This window comes from Rhizobium sp. BE258, from assembly GCF_031457345.1.
Taxonomy (GTDB): Bacteria; Pseudomonadota; Alphaproteobacteria; order Rhizobiales; family Rhizobiaceae; genus Rhizobium.
Genome location: NZ_JAVDWL010000002.1, coordinates 1 through 21,303, shown reverse-complemented (window position 1 = coordinate 21,303; position 21,303 = coordinate 1). Strand labels below are relative to the sequence as shown.

The following is a 21,303-nucleotide window of genomic DNA, read 5'->3' as shown; positions in this document are numbered from 1 at the left end:
AAGGGGAGGGCGCATGGGCGATGTCACGGCTTTGACATTCCTTGCCTTGTGTCTGCCGCTCATCGGCGCCGCCGCCGCACCGCTTGCCGTCCGCATCTTCGGCGCCAAAGCCGCCTGGCCCCTGGCGCTCTTTCCGCTACTCTCCTTCCTGCATTTCACCCGCTTCCTGCCGGAGATCGCCGCGGGCGAAGTGGCGACCGGCGGCTATGTCTGGGTGCCGAGCTACAATCTGAGCTTCTCCTGGTTTCTGGATGGTCTGTCGCTGACCTTCGCGCTGCTGATCACAGGCATCGGCACGCTGATCGTGCTTTATGCCGGGGGATACCTGAAGGGCCATAGAGATCAGGGCCGATTCTTTTCCTTCATCTTCCTGTTCATGGGCTCGATGCTGGGTCTCGTCGTGTCCGACAGCTTCCTGATGCTCTTCATCTTCTGGGAGCTGACCTCGATCACCTCGTTCCTGTTGATCGGCTTCGACCACGAGCGCGCGGCAGCCCGGCGCGCGGCGCTTCAGGCGCTCGTCGTCACCGGCGGCGGCGGGCTCTGCCTGCTGGCGGGGCTGCTGTTCATCTGGAACATCACCGGCGTCACCCAGCTGTCGCTGATCATGGAAGCCGGCGATCTGATGCGCCAGAGCCCGTTCTATCTGGCAACACTGCTGCTGGTGCTCGGCGGCGCCTTCACCAAGTCGGCACAGTTTCCCTTTCACTTCTGGCTGCCGAATGCCATGGAGGCGCCGACCCCGGTTTCTGCCTACCTGCACTCGGCAACCATGGTGAAGGCAGGCGTCTATCTGCTGCTCCGCCTCCATCCGCTGCTGGGCGAAACGCCCGCCTGGGAAATCCTGCTGCCGTTCTTCGGCGGCATGACGCTGGTCACCGGATCGGCGCTCGCCATACGCCAGACCGATCTGAAGCTGAAGCTCGCCTATACGACGGTCGCCTCGCTTGGCCTCCTGGTGCTGCTCACCGGTTTTGGTTCGGAATATGCGATCGAGGCGGCGGTGCTCTATCTGGTCGCCCATTCGCTGTTCAAGGGCGCGCTGTTCATGGTCGCCGGCATTCTCGATCACGAGACCGGCACCCGCGATGTCACCCGCCTCAGCGGTCTCGGACCGGCAATGCCGCTCACCTGCGCCGCAGCCCTTGCTGCCGCGATTTCGATGGCCGGTCTGCCGCCCTTCTTCGGCTTCCTCGCCAAGGAAGAGATCTATGCCGCGCTTGCGCTCGGCGATCTGCGCTCCATTGTCTTCACCTCGGTTGCGATCTTCGGCAATGCGCTGATGTTTGCGATTGCCTTCGCCGTCGGCCTCAAGCCGTTCATCGGCACGCCCGTTACCACGCCGAAGATCGCCCATGAGGCGCCGTTGCTGCTCTGGCTCGGCCCGGCGCTTCTGGCGCTGCTCGGCCTTGCCGCGGCCATCTTCGCGCCTGCCGTGCACCGCTACATCTCCATCCCCATGGCCTCGGCGATCGAGCACCGGCCGGTGGAGGTCACAATCTCGCTGCTGCCGCATATCGGCGTGCCCCTGCTTTTGTCAGTCGTCACCATTGCGCTCGGCATCGCCGTCTATTGGCAACTCGACCGCTGCCGCCGATGGACGGATGCCTTCTTCCGCGCTGCCGGGCCGGGGCCGGACTGGTATTTCGATCTCTTCATCTCGGGCCTCGTGCGCCTCTCGCATCGCGTCACCCGGCTGCTGCAGCCGGGAAAGCTCGAAATCTACGTCACCACCACCTTCGTGCTGCTGGCGGCGATCTTGCTGGTGCCGCTCTATGTCTATGGCGAGTGGCCACAGGCGATCGTCTGGCCGCGCGACGTGCGCCTTTATGAATGGGCGGTGTTCCTTCTTGCCGCAGCGGGGCTCGGCGCCGTGCTGGTGGCGCGCGACCGGCTGACGGCGATTGCCGCGCTCGGCATCCAGGGCCTCTCCGTGGCGCTGATCTTCCTGCTGTTCGGCGCCCCTGACCTTGCCTTCACCCAGTTCATGGTCGAGACATTGAGTGTGGTCATCCTGGCGCTGGTGATGACCCGGCTCAGGCTCTCGCCCGCCGACCGCCGCCCGCCCGGCCAGCGTTTTGCCGATGCGGCGATCGCGCTCGCCTGCGGTGCGGGGCTGACGCTGCTGCTGATCCGCGCTACCGCGGGGCCATTCGATGCAACGCTCTCCGATTTCTTTAACACCTATTCGAAGACCATCGCCCACGGCGCCAATGTCGTGAACGTCATCATCGTCGATTTCCGCGGCACCGACACGCTGGGCGAAATCGCCGTCGTCGCCGTCGCCGCCCTGGCGATCATCGCCCTGATCGGCATGCGGGCAGGCGGCGCGCGGCCACTGCCGAAGCGGCCGGGGAGGGAGACGTGATGGTGGTGCTAGTTTTCCCCTTCTCCCCTCGGGGAGAAGGTGGCCCGAAGGGCCGGATGAGGGGGCTACACGATAAGGCCGTGCCCAGCTTCATCAATCGCTTCGAGCACGCGGCCCCTTCATCCCCGGCGCAACAAGTTGCGCCTGACCTGCCGGGCACCTTCTCCCCGCGGGGGAGAAGGGAAGGCGAGGCCGCCCACCCATGAACACCCTGATCTTCCGCACCATCGCCCCCTTCCTCACGGCCCTGATACTGCTCTTTTCCGTCTTCATCCTGCTGCGCGGCCACAACGAGCCCGGCGGCGGTTTCATCGGCGGGTTGATCGCGGCTTCCGCGCTGGCGATCTATGGCATCGCCAATGGCGTGCCGGCCGTGCGCCGCGCCATCCGTATCCACCCGCTGGCAATCGCCGGTGCCGGACTGCTGATGTCCACGGCTGCCGGGCTGATATCCATCGCCGCCGCCGTCCCCTTCATGACCGGGCTCTGGATCTATCCCGTCATCCTCGGTCTGGAAGTGCCGCTCTCCTCGGTCATGCTCTTCGATATCGGCGTCTATTTTGTCGTGCTCGGCGCTATCACCGCCATCGCCCTGGCGCTGGAAGAAAGGGAGGACGACTGATGGAGCCGCTTGTCGCCATCCTCTCGGGCCTGTTTTTCTCGGCCGCCATCTATCTGATGCTGTCGAAATTCTCGATCCGCATCATGCTCGGCATCGCCATCCTCGGAAATGCCGTCAACCTCTTGCTCTTCACCGCCGGACGCCTGACCCGCGAGGTGCCGCCGATCATCGCCGCCGGTCTCGACACCCTTCCTGCGGGCGCCGCCAACCCGCTGCCGCAGGCCCTCATCCTGACGGCGATCGTCATCTCCTTCTCCTTCCTCGCTTTCCTGCTGGTGCTGACCTACCGCGCCTATCAGGACACCGGCACCGACAATACCGACGAGATGCGGATGGCCGAGCCGCGCGACGAGCCGGTTCCGCCGGTGGGGTATTGAGGATGGGTGTTGTGCGCGTGGCTACCCCCCTCTGCTCTGCCGGGCATCTCCCCCTCAAGGGGGGAGATTGGCTGGCTGCATCCGCTCGTGCCTCTCTCAGCGAGCCGAAATTGGCGATGTCGCTCGAAGATGAGATGGGGAGCCCACCACTCGTGTTCTCCCCCCTTGAGGGGGAGATGCCCGGCAGGGCAGAGGGGGGTACCCCACCCGTAACGCCCACAGCTGAGGCCGCCACCACACCCTCGACACTCAAGGGAGCCACTACCTAGATGGCCACCCCCACCACCACTCTCGACCTCTCCACCGCCATGCTCACCGCCCCCGTGCCGGCCGGTCACTGGCTGGTCATTCTCCCGGTCGCGCTCTGCATCGTCCTCGGCGCCCTGCTGCTGACGCTACGGTCCCGCATCCATCTCCATGCCCCGATCGCCATCGCCGGCCTGACGGCTCTCGTCGTCATCGATGCACTGCTCTTGCAGAAGGTCATCGCCGAAGGCCCTGTCACCATGGTCATGGGCCGCTGGCTGCCGCCGTTCGGCATTGCCTTCACCGCCGATCTCTTCGGCGTGCTGATGGCGCTGGCGGGTGCTATCGCGGCGCTGGCGGCAAGTCTCTATGCGCTGTCCGATACCGATGCCGGGCATCGCCGCTTCGGCTTCTTCCCGCTGCTGCTTCTGCTCATGGCCGGGGTCAGCGGCGCCTTCCTGACCGGCGACGTCTTCAATCTCTACGTCTGGTTCGAGGTGCTGCTGATCTCCTCCTTCGGCCTGCTGATCCTGGGTTCCGAGCCCAGGCAGATCGACGGGGCGATGAAATATACGGTGCTGAACCTCATCGCCACCACGCTGTTCCTCGTGGCCGTCGGCTATCTCTATGCCATCTTCGGCACACTCAATATGGCCGATATCGCCCAAAAGGCCGCCGGGTTGCGCGACGGCGCGCCGCTGATGACACTGGCAGCTCTTTTCCTGTTCGCCTTCGCCATGAAGGCCGCCGCCTTTCCGGTCAATTTCTGGCTGCCCGCCTCCTATCACACGCCGCGAACCGTCGTGTCGGCGCTGTTTGCCGGCCTGCTCACCAAGGTCGGCATCTACGCGCTGATCCGCGTGATGATCATGCTGATGCCGGTCGAGCGCGAGGAGCTCAGCCTGCTGATCGCCATTCTCGGTGCCGCCACCGTCCTGTTGGGTGCGCTGGGGGCGCTGGCCGAGAGCGATATCCGCCGCGTGCTTGGCTATACCGTCATCTCCGGCATCGGCAGCATGCTGATCGGCATCTCGATCGGCACGCCGGGTGGCGTCAGCGGCGCGATCTTCTATGCGCTGCAGTCGATCGTGTTGATGACCGCGCTCTATCTGGCAGCCGGTATTGCCGGGCGCCTCGGCGGCAGCTTCTCGCTCGTGTCGCTTGGCGGCCTCTACCGGGCAAACGGCTGGTTCGCAGCCGTCTCACTGATGCTGTTCTTCGCCTCCTCCGGCCTGCCGCCCTTTTCCGGCTTCTGGCCGAAGCTGATGCTGGTCAAGGCCTCGCTCGATGTCGGCGCCTGGTGGCTGGCGGCAGCCTTGCTGACCGGCGGCTTCCTGTCGACGATCTGCTTCGGCCGCCTCTTCCTGCTCGCCTACTGGCGTCCGGCAGCGGCTCCGCTTGCACCAGTGGCGGTCGGCTGGACTGCCGCCGCGCCGCTGATTGCACTGACGGCGCTCGTCACCCTGTTCGGCGTGCTGCCGGAGCAGCTGCTGTCGCTGACGCAGCAGGCCGCCGAAAACCTTGCCGATCCGACCGCCTATATCCATTCGGTCCTCCCGGAGGCTCGCACACCATGATCGCCTTCGTCTTCAACCTGCTGCTCGCCATTGCCTGGGCCGCCGTATCGGGCAGCGCTTCGCTGCACAATCTGCTGCTCGGCTTCGTGCTCGGCGCTGCCGTTCTCTCCGTTGTCCGCGAACCCTTCGGCGGCAGCGGCTATCTGCGCCGCTTCCGGCTGGTTCTGTCGCTGGCTCTGCTCTTCCTGCGGGAGCTCGCACTGTCCGCCTCGGCGGTGGCGCTGACGGTACTGCGGCCGAAGATGCGGATACAGCCCGGCATCTTCGCCTTTCCGCTGACCGTCGATCGCGATTTCGAGATCACCCTGCTCGCCAACCTGATCACGCTGACGCCCGGCACGCTGTCGGTCGATGTCAGCGACGACCGCAAGACGCTCTATGTCCATGCGCTCGACTGTTCCGATCCGAAGGCGGCCCGCAAGGCGATTGCCGAAGGCTTCGAGCGCAAGATCATGGAGGCCTTCCGGTGATCGAGCCCGCCGTCATCATCCAGCTTGCGGCCGATGCGGCACTGGCCGTGCTTGGTCTGTCGTTGCTGCTCACCGCCTGGCGCATCGCCGCCGGGCCGACCTTGCCCGACAGGATCGCCGGTCTCGACATGCTGACCGGCATCGCCATCGGCTTCATCGCCGTGGTCGCGGCCAGGACCGGTTTCGCACTCTATATCGACATCGCCGTCTCGCTCGGCCTCGTCGGCTTCCTGGCGACCGTCGCCTTTGCCCGCTTCGTACTGTCGCGGGGAATGCCGGCCGGGCAACCGGAGCCGGACGCGGTTCCGAAGCAGGGCAAGGCCGCAAAACCGAAGACAAAAGTGAAAGCCGCCAAACCGGGGAGGGCGCGGTGATGGATTATGCTGTTGCGATCATCGTCGCCGTCCTGATGCTGGCAGGCGCATTCTTCACGCTGGCTGCAGCCATCGGCGTGCTGCGGCTGCCTGATGTCTATTGCCGTATGCATGCCGCCTCCAAGGCCGGCACGGTCGGTGCCAGCCTCTTGCTGCTCGCTGCCGGGGTCCATTCCGGGGATTTATCAATTTTTACGCGAGCTGTGGCCGGGATAGCCTTTCTGCTTCTGACCGCTCCGGTTGCTGCACATCTGCTTGCAAGGGCGGCACATGCCACCGGACATGCTTTGTCGGTATTTTCCGTACGTGACGATATGCGCAAACGATGAGAGTATAAAATACAGGGCTTTAAGCAATTTTACGCAAATTTTGTCTCTGCTTATGGACTAAAGTCGGATGCTTGCTTGCAAAATCTTAATGTCGGACAATTTTTTACGTAGAGATCACGCAAATAAGAATTGGACTTTCGGTCAAACGATGCTAATTGAATTGCAAGTAGAGTTCTGATTTCGAATTAGAATCGTTTCGCTTTTTCCATCCTTAACGTTGATATCCAATGTCTAATTAAGGCTGCGGTCGAAGAGTGCGACGTATGATTCGGATTCAGGCAGTATTGGGACAGATTTCGGCGGCAAGAATCTAGGGGTGGATTCGCGTTTTAGGACATGCTGCTGTAAGCTGGACTTCTACTGTTAGCCTCTACGAAGGCGATCTTGTGCTTTTTGGCACAAAGATCATCCACGCATGCGAACAGGAGATATAAAATATGACGGATACCGCGACCGGCACTGGGCCGGAATTGCTGGTAGAGCTGACGGCTGACATCGTGGCGGCCTATGTCAGCAATCATGTAGTCCCGGTCACCGACTTGGCCAATCTGATTTCCGACGTGCATTCCGCCCTCAGCAACACGTCCGTACCACAGCCCGCCGCAGCGATCGTAGAAAAGCAGAAGCCTGCTGTTTCTGTCCGCAAGTCCGTTCAGGACGAGCAGATCACCTGCCTGGAATGCGGTGGCAACTTCAAGTCCCTGAAGCGCCACCTGATGACCCATCACAGTCTCTCGCCGGAAGAATACCGCGAGAAGTGGGATCTTCCCGCCGACTACCCGATGGTCGCTCCCGCCTATGCTGAAGCGCGCTCGCGCCTTGCCAAGGAAATGGGTCTCGGCCAGCGCCGCAAGCGCGGCCGCGGCTGAAAAGCGCGCAGTCGATGTCAAGAGCCGGGCTTTGCGCCCGGCTTTTTTGTTTTGCGGCTATGACGGGACGGCGGCGGCCTGATCGGCCGGGCGGCGGCCGCGCAGCAAAAGCAGCATGCCGATGGCGCAAAGCGAGCAGAACAGGCACAGGGCCAGCACCGCGCCATTGCCATACGTGGTCATCAGCCAGATCAGCAGCGGCGGCGAGGCCGCCGAGATCCAGTTGAGCGGCAGGGCGATCCGCGACAGGGCTCGCGCAAATTCAGCCTTGTCGTAGAAGGTGAGCGGAATGGTAGAGCGGGCCACGGCCAGTGCGCCGCTGCTGGTGCCATAGAGCACCAGGAAAACCCCGACGGCAACGGGCGAGCCCTGAACGGCGAGCAGGATCAGGAGCGACAGGCAAAGCATTCCGGAGGCGCCGGCGCCGATCGTCACGCCGTCCCATTCGGTCTTGCCGATCAGGTTCACCCCGCGCGCGGCGATCTGGATGATGCCGAGCGTCGAGCCGAAAGCCAGCGCCTGCGAAGCGCTGAGACCTTCGCCTTTCAGGAGCTCGATCAGCACTGAACTGAAGCCGTAGGTGATGAAGGCATTGAAGACGATTGCTGCGACGATCAGGTAGAAGGTCCCGTCATAGGCGCGCGCCTCGACCGGCGCTGGCGCCGCTGCAGAAGAGGCGGCTTCGTTGCGCCTGCGCGGCAGCCCGAAGCCATAGAGCGGCAGGCAGATCAGGGCCATGACCAGCGCATAGACCTGGCACGCGCCCCGCCACCCGCCATGCGCCGCCAGAAACGAGGTGAGTGGCCAGAAGATCGTGCTCGACAGGCCGGTCACCAGCATCAGCGTCGCGATCGCCCGCGCTGCCCTGCGTCCGGCGATCTCGTTGAGCAGGATATGCGCCGGCATGGTGAGACTGGCGCTGCCCGCCGCCCCGATGAGAAGCCATCCGAGAAAATAGGTGACGGGCGAATGCGCCAGCGACACCAGCATGAGCCCCGCAGCCGAAACCACCGTCCCGGCCATCATCACCACCCGCGCGCCGATGGTAGAAAAGAACCGCGACAGCAGCGGCGAGCAGGCTCCCATCATCACGTAAAAGGTCATCGTTCCGGCAAATACCGCCGGCATGCCGATCTGCAGATCAGCCGCCACGTCCCGCCCGACCACCGCCGGAAAGCCGACGGCACCCCAGCCGATCAGCTGGGCGATCGACAGGACGACGAGGGGGAGGAGGATTTTCGTCTCTGGTTCTGGTCTGGTCATCAAATGCGTTCCGATCTGCAATTGCAAATCATTAGCAAGTGAATTCTATCAGTTTGATGACAGGGAGTGGTGGGGCGAGGGGTGCTTTGGCGCCGCGGGTGGGAGAGGAGAGGATTGCGGTTGCAGGGGCCCCCGACTCTATTCGTCATGGAGCCGAAAGCATTGCGTTTGCGCTGAGCGCCCTGCTTTGTGAGCACCTCACCCGCAGCCCCCTCATCCGCCCTTCGGGCACCTTCTCCCCGAGGGGAGAAGGGAAGGGTCGCGGCAGCCTCTGTGCTGGTTTCAGCGAGCCGCGGTGACTAATGGAGACGGTCCCTTCTCCCCTCGGGGAGAAGGTGGCCCGAAGGGCCGGATGAGGGGGCCACACGCCCCAACCCTTGCGACCAAACCACCCGCACGGCACCCTCATCTCACCCACCCCGCGCATACCGTGCCGGCGGCACCCCCGCATGGCGGGTGAAGGCAACGCTGAACGTGCTCGCCGACCCATAGCCCACGCGCTCGGCCACCTCGTCCATGGTGAGCTCCCGCCGGCGCAGCAGCTGTTTGGCGAGCGCCATGCGCCAGGCGAGCAGATATTCCATCGGCGCCAGCCCGACGACGCGGCTGAAGCGGGCGAAGAAGGCGGAGCGGGAGAGGGCGGCTTCGGCCGCAAGATCGGCCACCGTCCAGGGATGGGCAGGGCGAGCATGCAGGGCATGCAGACTTGCCGCCAGGCGCTCGTCGGCAAGGCCGCGGCCGAGCCCGGGTGCCGCGGTGGTCTCGGTCCCGGATCGCAGGGCCTCGATCAGCAGCACTTCAAGCAGCCGCTCCAGCACCAGTTCGCGGGCCGCGCGCCGCGCCCGCGTCTCCTCGCCAAGGAGCTGCATCAGCGTCGCCAGCCGCGGTTCGCCGCGCACGATCACCACATCCGGCAGCAGCGAGACGAGCAGGGCGGCATCCGGCGCGCCGAAGCTGCAATGGCCGATCCGCATGCGCAGATCCGCCGGTCCATCGAGGCGTCCGGCGCGAAAACGGCCGTCGGCGAGCTGCGCCGGGATCGTATCCGGCAGATCGGCTGGCGCATCGAGGCTCTCGTTGACGAGATCGCGCATCGCAGGCACCAGCACGAAATCCCCGGTTTCCAGAATGAACGGCTGATCGTCGCCGAATGTGACGCGGCACGCGCCGTCCAGGACGGCGCAATAGAACGGCTCGCCGGTGGCCTCGCGACGAATGCGCCATTCGCCGGCGCATTCCACCAGCTTCGAGAAGCGCGCTGCGGGCTGCAGCAAGGTGACGATGTCGGCAAGCGGATCGATGCTCATGATCAGGACTAACGCTAAAGAAAAGGAGACTATAGCCTATATAAAGTCCTGTCACCGGTCACTACCATCGCGGCATTCCTTTTCACATGGAGAAGCACATGCCCAAGATATTGATCACCGGTTGCTCGTCCGGCTTCGGCCTTGAAACCGCCAAACTGTTTCTCGAACGCGGCTGGGAGGTGATTGCGACGATGCGCACGCCGGCTGCCAGCCTGCTTCAGCCATCCGATCGCCTTCGCGTCCTGCCGCTCGACGTCACCAATCCCGCAAGCGTCGCGGAAGCGGTGAAGAGCGCAGGTCCCATAGACGTGCTGGTCAACAATGCCGGTTTCGGCGCGCCGGCGCCGATCGAACTGACCGACCCCGAGACGGCGCAGTCGCTGTTTCAGACCAATGTGATCGGCACATTGGCGATGATCCAGGCGGTGCTGCCGCAGATGCGTCAGCGGCGCGCCGGCGTCATCATCAACGTCACCTCGACGGTCACGGTCAAGGTGATGCCCGTCATCGGCGTCTACCGGGCGAGCAAGGCGGCGGTGAATGCGCTGAGCGAATCCCTGGCGGTGGAAGTGGAGCCGTTCGGCGTGCGGGTGCATATCGTCCTGCCGGGCCGCTCGCCGGAGACCCGCTTCGGCCAGAATGCCCGGCCGCATCTGCGCGGCGCCGATGACCCGGATTATGCGCCGCTGATCCAGGAATTCGTCAAAAGCGTTCAGGACGATACCGGCCCGGTCACCCACGCGCCCGATGTCGCCGAAGCCGTCTGGCGCGCCGCCACCGATCCCGCAGCACCGCTGCGCATCCCTGGAGGCGCCGACGCCGAGTTCTGGATGGCCGAAGCGGGGTTGTAACGGCAACCCATCTTCCGCTACCTCTTGTTTTCAATTGGTAGCTTTCCTCCCTCCGCGATCTCGAAACCATGCCCGACGCCTCGATCTTCCTGACCTTCCTCATCGCCCTTGCCGTCCTCGAAATCACGCCGGGACCGGACATGATGCTGGTCATCGCCCGCGGCGTCGGCCAGGGGCGCAGGACCGCGCTTCTGACGGTCGTCGGCATGGTCTTTGTCGCCGGGGCCGTGCAGGTCGGCCTGCTGGTCCTCGGCCTGGCATCGCTGGTGGCCGCCTATCCGTCTGCGCTGCATGTCCTCCAATGGCTGGGCGCGGCCTATCTGATCTATCTCGGGATCAGGATGGTATGGGCAAGCTTTGCCCATCAATCCGCAGCAAGGCTGAAATCCAGGCCGGTGTCAGGGTGGAAGGCCGTGCGCGAGGGAACGTTGAACAGCCTGACTAACCCTAAGTCCCTGCTGTTCATGTTCACCTTCCTGCCGCTCTTCGTCGATCCTCATGCCGGGCCGGTCTGGCTGCAGTTGCTGGTCCTTGGATCGATCCAGAAACTGGTCGGCATCTTCTCGCTCGGCGGCGTCGCACTGGCATCGGGGACTGTCGGACACGTCCTTCACCGCTTTCCGAAACTGCTCGCCTGGCAGGAGCGCTTCACCGGCATCGTCCTTGTCGGCCTCGGCATTCGCCTTCTCCTCTCCGGCAGCCCATCTCCAGCGCCTTCGGCGGGACGATCGATATAGGAAAATAATCCACATTCAATTTCAGCAGGTTAAGCGCCCTTAGAGCCAAGAGCACGAAAAATTTGCAGCATTGCTCTTCCGCTTCGCGCATTCCTCTCTTATGGTGTGTGAATTAATTCCTATTTCCGGGAGTTTCACATGCCGCACACTCAAATCCCTTTACCGCGCAATCGCCTCGAAACAGCTCTCCGCCCGATCATCGACGACGAGCCGCCGGCTCCACCGCCTGAGCCGCGTCCGCCATCGGTGTCGCTGCCGGTGCGCATCGTCTGCCGCACCGCCCAGAAGATCACCGCCGAGATGGTGATGATCGCGGGCAGCCGCATGCTGGAGCGGCGGGATCGCCGCCGCATGCTCTGCCACGTCCGGCAGATTTCCATGTATGCCTGCCACACGGCGCTGCAATTCTCGCAGCAGGAGATCGCCGGCGGCTTCGGGCGCCATCGCACCACCGTCGCCCATGCCTGCATGATCGTCGAGCAGCGCCGCGACGACCCGGCCTTCGATGATTTCGTCTCGGCCATCGAGCGCACCGTCGTCTCCGTCTTCCGCTTTCCGGAAGGAGCAGCCCATGACTGAGCGACCCGTCAACAACGACAGGCAGATGCTGAAAATGCTGCGTTTCCTGGCGAAAGGCGAGGTGCTGCTCGAGCGCTTCGGCGCAGAGACCGTCGCCCTCCATCAGGGCGGAGCCCGTCATGAAATCCCGTCCGGCCTGCTCTCCGAAGCCGTTTCCCGCGGCCTTGTCGCGATGGCGCAGGACAGCGCCAGCCTGGCGCCGGCAGCCCGCGCCTATCTTCGCCGGGCGCTGGCCGAACGCGACGAGGCCTTCATCGAGCAGCACGGCACTATCACCCGCGCAACCCGCGACATCGATGGCCGGCCCGAGACGCTCAGGGTCAACGAGGCGGAATCGCCGCTTTCCTCGCTCGCCCGCCTGAAGGACAGGAATGGCGAGCCCTTCCTGCCGAAGGCCGCCCTTGCCGCCGGCGAGCACCTGCATGCCGATTTCACCCGCGCCCAGCTGCAGCCGCGCGTCACCGCCTCCTGGCAGCCGCGGCTTTCCGGCCGCAGCAAGGGCGAGCGCGGCGGCATGGCCGATCTCGCCGACAGCGCCGTCGCCGCCCGCATCGCCGTCAACCGCGCGATCGAGGCGATGGGGCCGGAACTGTCAGGCGCAGCCCTCGATATCTGCTGCTTCATGAAGGGGCTGGAAACCGTGGAACGCGAACGCCAATGGCCGGTGCGCTCTGCCAAGCTGATGCTGCGCACCGCCCTCCTGGCGCTCGCCCGCCACTATAACCCGCCGCGACGAGCCGTGCGGATGCAGCATTGGGGCGAGGAAGGGTATCGGCCGGAGATGGAGACCACCTTCCGCTAAGGCTCGTACCGGCTGATCTCCAGCCCGCTGCCCACAGGCAGCAGCACGCTCGAAATCCCCGGCTTGGCGCGGATCGCCCGGCTGTAGGCTTTCACATTGTCGTCGCCAGGCCGGATCATGTTGTCGGCGACGATGATCGCGCCGGGATTGAGCCGCGGATAGAAGGCCTCGAGGCAGGGAAGGTAGAGATCCTTCCAGAGATCGACGAGGACGAAATCGACGCCCGTCTTGAGCGTGCCGATCATCTCCACGGCATCGCCGATCCGGAAGTCGATATGCGCGGATAGCCCGGCCTTTTCTGCCATCTCCTGCGCAAAGGCGGATTTGTAGCCGTGCATTTCCATGGTGATCAGCCTGCCGCCCGCCGCGCGCGCCGCATCCGCCAGCCAGATGCCGGAATAGCCGAAGGAGGTGCCGAGCTCCAGGATGACAGGCGCATCGAGGCTCTTGGCCAGAATGTTGAGAAACTGGCCGGTCTCCGGGCCGACGGCGCGCATCCGCCGGTCCTGCCCGCCGTCCCGCCCGCCCGGCGGCTCGATGCGGGGGCTGGTGCGCTCCTTGGCGATCATCTCTTCATATGTGTCGAGAACCGTGCGGATCTTGGCGTCCATCATCTTTTCCATCTGATTTCGAATGCCTATATGGGAAATATCTGACGCGGATGATCGGCCTTGCAAAAGTTAAATCTTAGTAACATCGGATATTCGCTCCGCCGTCCGTCTTGCGGCGAGGGGCTCTGTCGGTTAAAGCCGGTTCGTCAATGTCCGGGCGCTTGCCCGGTCACGTAAGCGTTAACGTCACTCAACGCGTATGATCGAACGGCTCTGCGGCTTCGATCTGCGCGACCATGTCCTGCGGATCGAGCTCTATGAGCCCCAAGAAGGACAAGATGGATAACAACACCAATTCTGCAAACAACGCCAATGCCGCGCCCGAAATCGAGCGTGTCAGGCATGAACTGCGCCGCCGTTCGCTGATCGCCAAGAGCGTCACCGACATCACCCCCGGCATGCGCCGCGTCGTGCTGACAGGCGAAGACCTCGCCGATTTCGTCAGCCTGGCGCCCGACGACCATATCAAGGTGATCGTGCCAGGTAAGGACGGCGAGGAAGAACGCCGCGATTACACCCCGCGCCGCTACGACAACGCCGCCCGCAGCCTGACGATCGATTTCGCCCTCCATGAGGCCGGTCCGGTCACCCAATGGGCGATCGACGCGAAGCCGGGCACAACGCTCGAAATCGGCGGCCCGCGCGGCTCGGCGGTCATCTCGAACAAGGTGAAGCGCTGGCTTCTGGTCGGCGATGAGACGGCCCTGCCGGCGATCGGCCGGCGCATCGAGGAAAGCGGCGAAGACAGCGTCATCACCGTGCTCGGCGCCGTCGCCGGACCGGAAGAGCAGCAGACCTTCGAGACGGCAGCCGCCTTGACGGCGCGCTGGGTCCACCGCCCGCTGTTTGATGCCACCGATGCCGCGCCATTGATCGCGGCGCTGAGCGGCATCGACATCGCCCCGCAGACCCTCGTCTGGGTCGCCGCCGAAGCCTCCGTCGTCCGCGCCATCCGCGCCTATCTGACCGAAGAGCGCGGCTACCCGCTCGCCTGGATCAAGGCCTCGGGCTACTGGGTGAAGGGCAAGGCTGACACGACCGAGAAGTTCGGCTGATATCAGCAAACGCAAAGGGGCGGGCTGTGGCTCGCCCCTGCCGCATCATCAAGGCGCCAGATTGCCCACCAGAAACTCGCCGAGGAATTTCGCCTCCGCCGAAAGCCGCGTCCGTCCCTTGACCAGCGCCAGTTCCGAGTTCGGCTGCGGCTCGAAGCCGTCCCCTGCCGAGAGCGGCCTGTGTTCCGGCAGCACTGCATCCGATGGCAGCAGACTGATGCCGAGGCCGGAGGCGACGGCGGCCTGCACGCCCATCAGCCCCTGGCTGGTATAGGCGATCCGCCAGCGCCGTCCGCTGCGCTCGATGGCGCGGATCGCCCGGTCGCGATAGATGCAGCCGACGGGAAAAACCGCCAGCGGCACCGGGTCGCTCCCGGCACTCGGCTGCCCGCCTTCGACCCAGATCAGTTCCTCGCTCCAGCTCGCCAAAGCGGCGCCATCGCCGGGCTCGCGCTTGATCAGCGCCAGGTCGATCTCGCCGGCATCGAGCAGCCGCCGGAGCTCCGTGCTCCAGCCGCTGACCGTATCCAGCCTTATATGCGGCGACGCCGCCGAGAAGCCGGAGAGCAGGTCAATCAGCCGCCGCCCGGCGAAATCCTCGGGAACGCCGAGACGAACGGTCTTCGGCGCTGCCGGTTTGCGCATCGCTTCGGATGCCTCATCAGCCGTCAAAAGTAGCCGCCTGGCGTAGCTCAGCAGCAGTTCGCCGGCCTCCGTCGTCTGTACTCCGCCCGTCGATTTGTCGCGCAACAGCAGCGTGTGGCCGAGATTGGCCTCCAGCTTCTTCACCTGTTGGCTGACGGTCGATTGCGTCAGATGCACCCGCTCGGCCGCCTTGGTGAAGCCGCCGCAATCGATAACGGCTGCGAAGGTTCTGAGAAGATCGAGGTCGAATCCGTAGCTCATTCGATTTTTCACTGAGAGAAATTTCTATATTTAATTTCTCAATGACCGCGCGCTTTGTCAATCTGGCCGCATCAACGGAGATGACGCAGATGACGCTTCCAGGCACCCGGCCGAGCTGGCTGACATTCGATTGCTACGGAACCCTGATCCAGTGGGACGAGGGGCTGCTGGCGGCGATGGATAGCATCCTCTCTGCCAAGGGCGGTGACATCGACCAGAAAGCCTTCATCGCGACTTATGACCGCCATGAGCACGCGCTGGAGGAAGAGCGCCCGCACCGCTCGTTTAAGCAAGTCAGCGCCGTGGCGCTGGAAAAGGCGATGGGCGAATTCGGCCTAAGCTTTACGCCTGACGATGCCGAGATCCTGACCTCCTCGATCGGCAGGATGCCGCCATTTCCCGAAGTCGTCGAAACGCTCGGTCAGCTGAAATCAGCCGGTTTCCGCCTCGCCATTATCTCCAACACCGATGACGCGATCATCGCGGGCAACGTCGCCCAGCTCTGCGGCCATGTCGACCGGGTGATCACCGCCGAGCAGGCAGGCGCCTACAAGCCATCGGCGCAAATCTTCCGTCACGCCTGGAAAGAGTTGGGCATCGGCATCAATGATCTGGTGCATATCTGCGCCAGCCCGCATCTCGACCTTGCCGCCGCCCGCGAACTCGGCTTTCGTACGGTCTGGGTCGATCGCGGCACGGGGCGCAAGCCGCTGGCCGATTACGCCGCCAACGCGGTGGTTCCAACGCTCGACAAGGTGCCCGGCGTGCTCGCTGCCGCCGGCTGGATGTAACGGATATTGCGGAGGCAGACATGGCGCACGAACTCAATCTCTCGAAGGGCGGCCCAGCCATCCTGCGCAACATCCCGCTCGATAGCGAGGAGATCTGGAAGGCCCGCGCCGATCTCGCCGCCTGCCTGAGGATGGCTGCAAAGCTCGGCCTGGAAGAGGGGATCTGCAACCATTTCTCGGCCATCGTCCCTGGTCATCCCGATCTTTTCCTCGTCAACCGCCTCGGCTTTGCCTTCCAGGAAGCCACCGCCTCGTCGCTCTTGATCTGCGATTTCGAGGGCAATGTGGTCGCCGGTGACGGCGTGCCCGAGGCCACCGCCTTCTTCATCCATGCCCGCCTGCACAAGATGTCGCCCCGCGTCGGCGCTGCCTTCCACACCCATATGCCGAACGCCACGGCTCTCAGCATGGTCGAAGGCGAGCCGCTGATCTTCGCCGGCCAGACCGCCCTGAAATTCTACGGCCGCGTCGCCGTCGACGAGCATTACAACGGCCTGGCGCTCGACGAACGCGAAGGCGACCGCATCGCCGCCGTCCTCGGCGGCAACGACATCCTGTTCATGAAGAACCACGGCGTCATGGTCTGCGCCCCCAATATCGCCGAGGCCTGGGACGATCTCTACTACCTCGAACGCGCCGCCGAAGTGCAGCTCAAAGCCATGAGCACCGGCCGCCGCCTGCTCCCGGTCGCGCCCGAGGTGGCGGCGGCTGCGGCAAAGCAGATGCGCGAGGGCGACCCGGAGAGCGCCCGGATGCATCTGGAGAGTGTGCGGCGGGTGCTGGATGGGGAGGGGTCGGGCTATCGGGACTGAGGAGGATTGCGGTTATGGCCAGCAGATGCTCGTTGGCTACGGCGGGGTGGCCGCTTTCGGCCCAAAGCGCCGTTGCAGGAAAGCATCCCGTCACACGGTCTCACCCCCGAAGGCGCACGACATCCTTCGAGGGCGGTAGTCCGAACTGCCTTGCGTATTCACGGCTGAACTGGTTCGGGCTTTCATAACCAACGCCGAAGGCGACCGACGTTGCCGTTCCTTCTCCAGCCATCAAAAGCCTGCGCGCATGCAGCAGCCGGACTTGCTTCTGGTACTGGATCGGGCTGAGTGCCGTGATTGCCTTGAAGTGTCGATGGAACGCCGAGACGCTGAGCGCCGCCATCTCCGCGAGAGCCTCGACCCTGAGCGGCTTGGCGAAATTTTCCCGGATCCATTGGATCGCAACGCCGATCCGCGATAGTGCAGCATCTGGCGCGGCAATGTCCCGCAGCATCCAGCCGAGCGGGCCTTGCAGCACCCTGAAGAGGATCTCACGCTCGTAGGCAGGTGCAAGCACGGCGATTTCGTCCGGACGGTCCATCAGCCGGAGCATCCGCACCCAGGCGTCGAGGAACTCGTCGTTGACCGGCGCGACGGAGAAACCGGAGCCGAACAGCTTGCTGCACACCTGCACGGGCAGATCGCTGATGAGGGCGGCGACCGTTGGCGGGTGGAGTGTCAGGCTGACCGCGAGATAGGGTTCTCCCGCCACCGAAGGGTGAACCGACCCCACCGCCGGAAGATCGACCGACATGACGAAATACGTCGCCGGGTCGTAGGCGAATGTCCGCTCGCCGACCGTCATCGTTTTCGAGCCTGTGAGGATCAGGTTGATCATCGGCTCGTAGACGGCCGAGAGCCGGTGCTCCGGGATCTCGCCCTGGACCATCGCAACACGGGGAATTCCCGTTTCCGTGCGGCGGTTTTCCGCCGTCGATGCCAAGGCACGCAGTTCCTGAAGTTGCTTTTCCATGGCGATGACCGTGACAGCTCGAGAAAGCCCCTGCAAGCGTAAAGCAGAAATAGGCAAGCTTCGGAGAGGAATAGGTGAGCGGGCAAGATGGCACAGGCCTAGCTTCAGGGCACAGCAAACAGGCAAGGAAACAGCCATGAAGATCGTCATCGTCACCGGAGGAAGCCGGGGTCTTGGAGCCAGCACAGCCATCGAATGCGCCCGCAAAGGAATGGGCGTTGTCGTGACCTACAACAGCAACCCGGCAAAAGCGGACGATGTCGTCAAGGCAATCATCGGGAACGGCGGTAAGGCCGTTGCCCTAAAACTCGACGTCGGCGACATCAGCGCGTTTCCGGCCTTCCGGGATTTTGTTGCTTCGAAACTGCGTTCCATCTTCGGCCGGGACGATTTCGATTATCTCGTCAACAATGCCGGATACGGCCTCTTCAATCCGATCGCGACTGTTACGGAAGAACAGTTCGACGGGCTCTTTAACGTCCATCTCAAGGGGCCGTTCTTCCTGACCCAGATCCTGCTGCCGCTGTTGGCGGATGGCGGCCAGATCATCAACATCACTAGCGCCACCTCGCGCGTGGCAACCGCTGGCGTCGCGCCCTATGCCTCCTTCAAGGGTGGGCTCGAAGTCCTGACCCGCTACATGGCCAAGGAGTTCAGCGAGCGCGGCATCCGGGCGAACTCGATCGCACCCGGCGCAATCCGCACGGAGCTTGGCGGCGGCCTCAACGACGAGTTCGAGGCCATGCTGGCAGGCCAAACCGCACTTGGCCGTGTCGGCGAGCCTGAAGAGATCGGTGGAGTCGTCGCCAGTCTCCTGTCGGCAGAGAACCGCTGGATCAACGCCCAGAACATCGAGGTCTCGGGCGGATACATTGTCTGAGCAAAGGAGAGCACCATGCTCGACCATGTCTTCATATCCGTCAGCGACATCGATCGGTCGATTGCCTTCTACGAAGCGGCACTGGCACCACTCGGGATTGTTCATGCTCATGACTATGACGGAAAGGACGGGCCGCCCGGCCATCCTGATCTGAAGGGGTTCGGCGCGAATGGCAGGGTGTTCTTCTGGCTCCGCGAAGGCGTGGTCGAAGGCCGTGCTGCTCATATCGGCTTCGTCGCCGACAGCACCTCCCAGGTCGACGCCGCCTATGCCGCAGCTGTCGCCGCGGGCGCGTCAAAAATCCATCCGCCCGGAGCGCAGCTTCACTACGACCCCCGCTACTACGCCGCCCAGGTTCGCGACCCGGACGGCTACAGCCTCGAATTCGCCTACAAGGAATGGCAGCACTGATATGACAAAGCTGATGATCTACGGCGCGACCGGCTATACCGGCCGCATGGCGGCGGAACATGCGAAGGCTGCCCGCACGCCTCTCGTTCTCGCCGGCCGCAACGAAGCGACCCTCTCGAAACTCTCTGCGGAACTCGGCGTCGAGTACCGCGTCTTCGGCCTTGATGATGCTGCGGCAATTGACGTCGGTCTGGCTGGCGTCTCCGTCCTGCTGAACTGCGCAGGACCATTCATGCGCACCGCCGATGCGCTGATGAAGGCATCGATCCGCAACGGCATCCACTATCTCGACACGGCTGCCGAACTCGACAGCTACCGTCTGGCCGGCACGCTCGACGACGACGCGAAGGCTGCGGGCGTGATGCTCATGCCGGGCGGCGGCGGAAGCGTCTCCATGCTCGGCAGCCTTGCCGGACATGCGGTCGCTCGTGTGGACGACCCCCGCAAGATCAGGATTGCGCTGCATGTCGCAGGCGGACTTTCGCGCGGGTCGGCGATCAGCGCCATGGAGAACGCCACAGTCGAAACCCTGGCCCGTGTGGACGGAGAGCTTGTCTCGATTGCCGCCGACGGCATCCGCAAGTTCGATTTCGGCAAGGGCGCGGTCGACTGCTTCCCGGTGACGCTGCCTGATCTTATCACCATCTGGCTGGCGACGGGGGTCCCCGACGTCGAGACCTTTGTGCATGTCACCGGCGATGGTTTCCCGCAGGGTGATCTCTCGACCCTACCGGACGGCCCCAGTGAAGAGGAGCGGCGGGCGAACCGCTACCAGGCAGCCGTCGAAGTTACTGGCGCAGATGGAACGATCACCCGTTCCATCCTCGATACGGTCAACGGCTACACGTTCACGGCGATGGCGGCGGCCGAGGCTGGCCGGCGCGTCCTTGGCGGCGAAGTCCGTCCCGGCTTCCAGACGCCTGCGGCCCTGTTCGGAACCGGCTTCGCGCAGACCATCGCCGATACCTCGATCAACGATGTCTAAGGAGACCGGCGTCATGCAGAAGCTCATCGAATCCTTCATCATGGCCGCCAATGCCTTCGACGTGGAAGGGACGCTGTCGCTGTTCGCAGCCGACGCCGTCATCGACGACGTTTCAGTCGGCGATGCCTTTGTCGGCCGCAATGATGTCCGGCATTACCTCGAGCGGTTCTTCGTTGGTTACAGCACCAACAGCAAGCTGCTGTCGATCGAAGAGCTCGACGAATTCCATTCGGACGTCCGGCTCGATTTCACAGGCGATTTCGGACACGAGATCGGGATCCTGAAGATCGCGGTCAATCCCGATGGCCTGATCGAGCGCATCGACGCCGATCTCGAATAACAGACTAATTTTCAGCCCTATCAAAACAGGAACATCTGCGCCCAGCGCGCCGATGCCGGGGAGGGCGTGCATTCCGCAGGCCTCCGGCACGACAAGGAGCAAATTCATGACCCTATCGCCATCCTTCGCACAGGATGCTGCAGACCGGCTCGCCGTCGTCGAGGCTCTCTATCGCTTCACGGCCGGCATCGATCTTCGCGACAGCGATCTCCTCGCATCATCGCTGGCGGAGAATGCCGTCTCCGACTTCCGACCGGCTGCTGCCAAGGCCGGCTTCGAATATCCCGTCATCGAGGGCCGGGATGTCATCGTCTCGGCGTTGGCGACATCGCTCGCCAACCTGGACACGACGCATTCCGTCAGCAATCCGCGGGTGATGATCGATGGAGACACCGCACGCATGGACGTTCTCGTCGAAGCCCAGCACGTTCCCCGCAGCGATCCCTCGCGTCACTACCTGATGAAGAACCGCTACGACGTCGAACTCAAGAGGAACGGCGGCCTCTGGGTCATCACCCGCAACACCGTCGACAACGTCTGGCGCTCCGGCGACATTGGAGTTCTTTCCGGCATCTAGCCTCCACTATATGTGCCCAAGGAGGGCGGCGAGAGACTTTGTCTCCGCCGCCTAGCAGCCTGTGGCCGCGGGGTGGCGCGATGTCCGCTTCTGGCGGATATCGTTGAAAAACTCGCCGCATTAGCTGCTCATCCGCCCATTTTGATTTTCCGGGCGGAGTACCAACGCGTTTCTGCCCCGCGCCTCGGCGC

General features: G+C 63.8%; 25 protein-coding genes. 20 read left to right on the top strand and 5 right to left on the bottom strand.

The features are described 5' to 3' along the window. The first annotated feature begins 13 nt into the window (after positions 1-13). The 8 genes from J2X43_RS05220 (at position 14) to J2X43_RS05185 (ending at position 7,232) form a co-directional block, all read left to right on the top strand. Entirely contained in the window at positions 14-2,368 is a 2,355-nt protein-coding gene (locus tag J2X43_RS05220; RefSeq protein WP_310291367.1) for a putative monovalent cation/H+ antiporter subunit A, read from the top strand. A 202-nt stretch (positions 2,369-2,570) separates the two neighbouring features. Then, entirely contained in the window at positions 2,571-2,990 is a 420-nt protein-coding gene (locus tag J2X43_RS05215; protein ID WP_310291364.1) for a Na+/H+ antiporter subunit B, read from the top strand. Then, complete coding sequence (locus J2X43_RS05210) at positions 2,990-3,367, top strand: Na+/H+ antiporter subunit C (RefSeq protein WP_310291361.1); 378 nt, start codon at positions 2,990-2,992, stop codon at positions 3,365-3,367. The genes J2X43_RS05215 and J2X43_RS05210 overlap by 1 nt, the downstream gene beginning before the upstream one ends. A 269-nt stretch (positions 3,368-3,636) precedes the next feature. Next, positions 3,637-5,190, top strand: coding sequence for a Na+/H+ antiporter subunit D (locus J2X43_RS05205; RefSeq protein WP_310291358.1), 1,554 nt, complete (start codon positions 3,637-3,639; stop codon positions 5,188-5,190). Then, complete coding sequence (locus tag J2X43_RS05200; protein WP_310291356.1) at positions 5,187-5,660, top strand: Na+/H+ antiporter subunit E; 474 nt, start codon at positions 5,187-5,189, stop codon at positions 5,658-5,660. The genes J2X43_RS05205 and J2X43_RS05200 overlap by 4 nt, the downstream gene beginning before the upstream one ends. Next, on the top strand, positions 5,657-6,034 hold the full coding sequence (locus J2X43_RS05195; RefSeq protein ID WP_310291353.1) for a cation:proton antiporter: 378 nt from the start codon (positions 5,657-5,659) through the stop codon (positions 6,032-6,034). Before J2X43_RS05200 ends, J2X43_RS05195 begins: the two co-directional genes overlap by 4 nt. Then, on the top strand, positions 6,034-6,363 hold the full coding sequence (gene mnhG / locus J2X43_RS05190; RefSeq protein WP_112445356.1) for a monovalent cation/H(+) antiporter subunit G: 330 nt from the start codon (positions 6,034-6,036) through the stop codon (positions 6,361-6,363). The genes J2X43_RS05195 and mnhG overlap by 1 nt, the downstream gene beginning before the upstream one ends. Positions 6,364-6,800: 437 nt before the next feature. Further along, positions 6,801-7,232 carry a MucR family transcriptional regulator gene (locus J2X43_RS05185; RefSeq protein WP_112389884.1) on the top strand — a complete coding sequence of 144 codons (432 nt, stop codon included), beginning with the start codon at positions 6,801-6,803 and terminating at the stop codon, positions 7,230-7,232. 57 nt (positions 7,233-7,289) lie between these two features. Here J2X43_RS05185 and J2X43_RS05180 read toward each other — a convergent pair whose 3' ends face one another. Both J2X43_RS05180 and J2X43_RS05175 read right to left on the bottom strand, forming a co-directional pair. Further along, positions 7,290-8,495 carry an MFS transporter gene (locus J2X43_RS05180; protein ID WP_310291348.1) on the bottom strand — a complete coding sequence of 402 codons (1,206 nt, stop codon included), beginning with the start codon at positions 8,493-8,495 and terminating at the stop codon, positions 7,290-7,292. Positions 8,496-8,905: 410 nt separating this feature from the next. Next, positions 8,906-9,802 carry an AraC family transcriptional regulator gene (locus J2X43_RS05175; protein ID WP_310291346.1) on the bottom strand — a complete coding sequence of 299 codons (897 nt, stop codon included), beginning with the start codon at positions 9,800-9,802 and terminating at the stop codon, positions 8,906-8,908. A 98-nt stretch (positions 9,803-9,900) separates the two neighbouring features. On the opposite strand from J2X43_RS05175, the gene J2X43_RS05170 reads away from it, so the two are divergent. The 4 genes from J2X43_RS05170 to J2X43_RS05155 all read left to right on the top strand — a co-directional run bounded on the left by J2X43_RS05170 (position 9,901) and on the right by J2X43_RS05155 (position 12,771). Further along, on the top strand, positions 9,901-10,653 hold the full coding sequence (locus J2X43_RS05170) for an SDR family oxidoreductase (RefSeq protein WP_310291344.1): 753 nt from the start codon (positions 9,901-9,903) through the stop codon (positions 10,651-10,653). Between the two features lie 68 nt (positions 10,654-10,721). Next, positions 10,722-11,390 carry a LysE family translocator gene (locus tag J2X43_RS05165; protein ID WP_310291342.1) on the top strand — a complete coding sequence of 223 codons (669 nt, stop codon included), beginning with the start codon at positions 10,722-10,724 and terminating at the stop codon, positions 11,388-11,390. 138 nt (positions 11,391-11,528) lie between these two features. Then, positions 11,529-11,969: a helix-turn-helix domain-containing protein gene (locus J2X43_RS05160; protein WP_310291339.1), complete on the top strand. Its 441-nt coding sequence runs from the start codon at positions 11,529-11,531 to the stop codon at positions 11,967-11,969. Next, the gene (locus J2X43_RS05155) at positions 11,962-12,771 is read left to right on the top strand and encodes a DUF6456 domain-containing protein (protein WP_310291337.1); all 810 of its coding nucleotides are present in this window, start codon (positions 11,962-11,964) and stop codon (positions 12,769-12,771) included. Before J2X43_RS05160 ends, J2X43_RS05155 begins: the two co-directional genes overlap by 8 nt. On the opposite strand, the gene J2X43_RS05150 is transcribed toward J2X43_RS05155, so the two are convergent. Further along, positions 12,768-13,382, bottom strand: coding sequence for a DUF1442 domain-containing protein (locus J2X43_RS05150; protein WP_310291335.1), 615 nt, complete (start codon positions 13,380-13,382; stop codon positions 12,768-12,770). The genes J2X43_RS05155 and J2X43_RS05150 overlap by 4 nt on opposite strands. A 278-nt stretch (positions 13,383-13,660) precedes the next feature. On the opposite strand from J2X43_RS05150, the gene J2X43_RS05145 reads away from it, so the two are divergent. After that, positions 13,661-14,437, top strand: coding sequence for a siderophore-interacting protein (locus J2X43_RS05145; protein ID WP_310293745.1), 777 nt, complete (start codon positions 13,661-13,663; stop codon positions 14,435-14,437). A 48-nt stretch (positions 14,438-14,485) separates the two neighbouring features. Here J2X43_RS05145 and J2X43_RS05140 read toward each other — a convergent pair whose 3' ends face one another. Continuing rightward, a complete protein-coding gene (locus J2X43_RS05140; RefSeq protein ID WP_310291332.1) occupies positions 14,486-15,343 on the bottom strand; it encodes a LysR substrate-binding domain-containing protein in 858 nt (285 codons plus the stop codon). An 89-nt stretch (positions 15,344-15,432) separates the two neighbouring features. On the opposite strand from J2X43_RS05140, the gene J2X43_RS05135 reads away from it, so the two are divergent. Next, positions 15,433-16,134 (top strand): haloacid dehalogenase type II, encoded by a 702-nt coding sequence (locus tag J2X43_RS05135; RefSeq protein ID WP_310291329.1) that lies wholly within the window; start codon positions 15,433-15,435, stop codon positions 16,132-16,134. Between the two features lie 20 nt (positions 16,135-16,154). Continuing rightward, positions 16,155-16,946 carry an aldolase gene (locus J2X43_RS05130; protein WP_310291326.1) on the top strand — a complete coding sequence of 264 codons (792 nt, stop codon included), beginning with the start codon at positions 16,155-16,157 and terminating at the stop codon, positions 16,944-16,946. 100 nt (positions 16,947-17,046) lie between these two features. Here the strand turns inward: J2X43_RS05130 and J2X43_RS05125 are convergent, their stop codons facing one another. Beyond that, positions 17,047-17,919 (bottom strand): AraC family transcriptional regulator, encoded by an 873-nt coding sequence (locus J2X43_RS05125; RefSeq protein WP_310291323.1) that lies wholly within the window; start codon positions 17,917-17,919, stop codon positions 17,047-17,049. A gap of 136 nt (positions 17,920-18,055) precedes the next feature. Here J2X43_RS05125 and J2X43_RS05120 point away from each other — a divergent pair, with 136 nt between their 5' ends. From J2X43_RS05120 to J2X43_RS05100, 5 genes are all read left to right on the top strand, one after another. After that, positions 18,056-18,799, top strand: a complete 744-nt coding sequence (locus J2X43_RS05120) for an SDR family oxidoreductase (protein WP_310291321.1) — start codon at positions 18,056-18,058, stop codon at positions 18,797-18,799. A 15-nt stretch (positions 18,800-18,814) separates the two neighbouring features. Further along, the gene (locus J2X43_RS05115) at positions 18,815-19,210 is read left to right on the top strand and encodes a VOC family protein (protein WP_310291319.1); all 396 of its coding nucleotides are present in this window, start codon (positions 18,815-18,817) and stop codon (positions 19,208-19,210) included. A 1-nt stretch (position 19,211) separates the two neighbouring features. After that, complete coding sequence (locus tag J2X43_RS05110; RefSeq protein WP_310291316.1) at positions 19,212-20,195, top strand: saccharopine dehydrogenase NADP-binding domain-containing protein; 984 nt, start codon at positions 19,212-19,214, stop codon at positions 20,193-20,195. Positions 20,196-20,208: 13 nt separating this feature from the next. After that, entirely contained in the window at positions 20,209-20,535 is a 327-nt protein-coding gene (locus tag J2X43_RS05105) for a nuclear transport factor 2 family protein (RefSeq protein ID WP_310291313.1), read from the top strand. A 106-nt stretch (positions 20,536-20,641) separates the two neighbouring features. Further along, a complete protein-coding gene (locus tag J2X43_RS05100) occupies positions 20,642-21,112 on the top strand; it encodes a nuclear transport factor 2 family protein (protein ID WP_112390948.1) in 471 nt (156 codons plus the stop codon). Positions 21,113-21,303 lie beyond the last annotated feature (191 nt).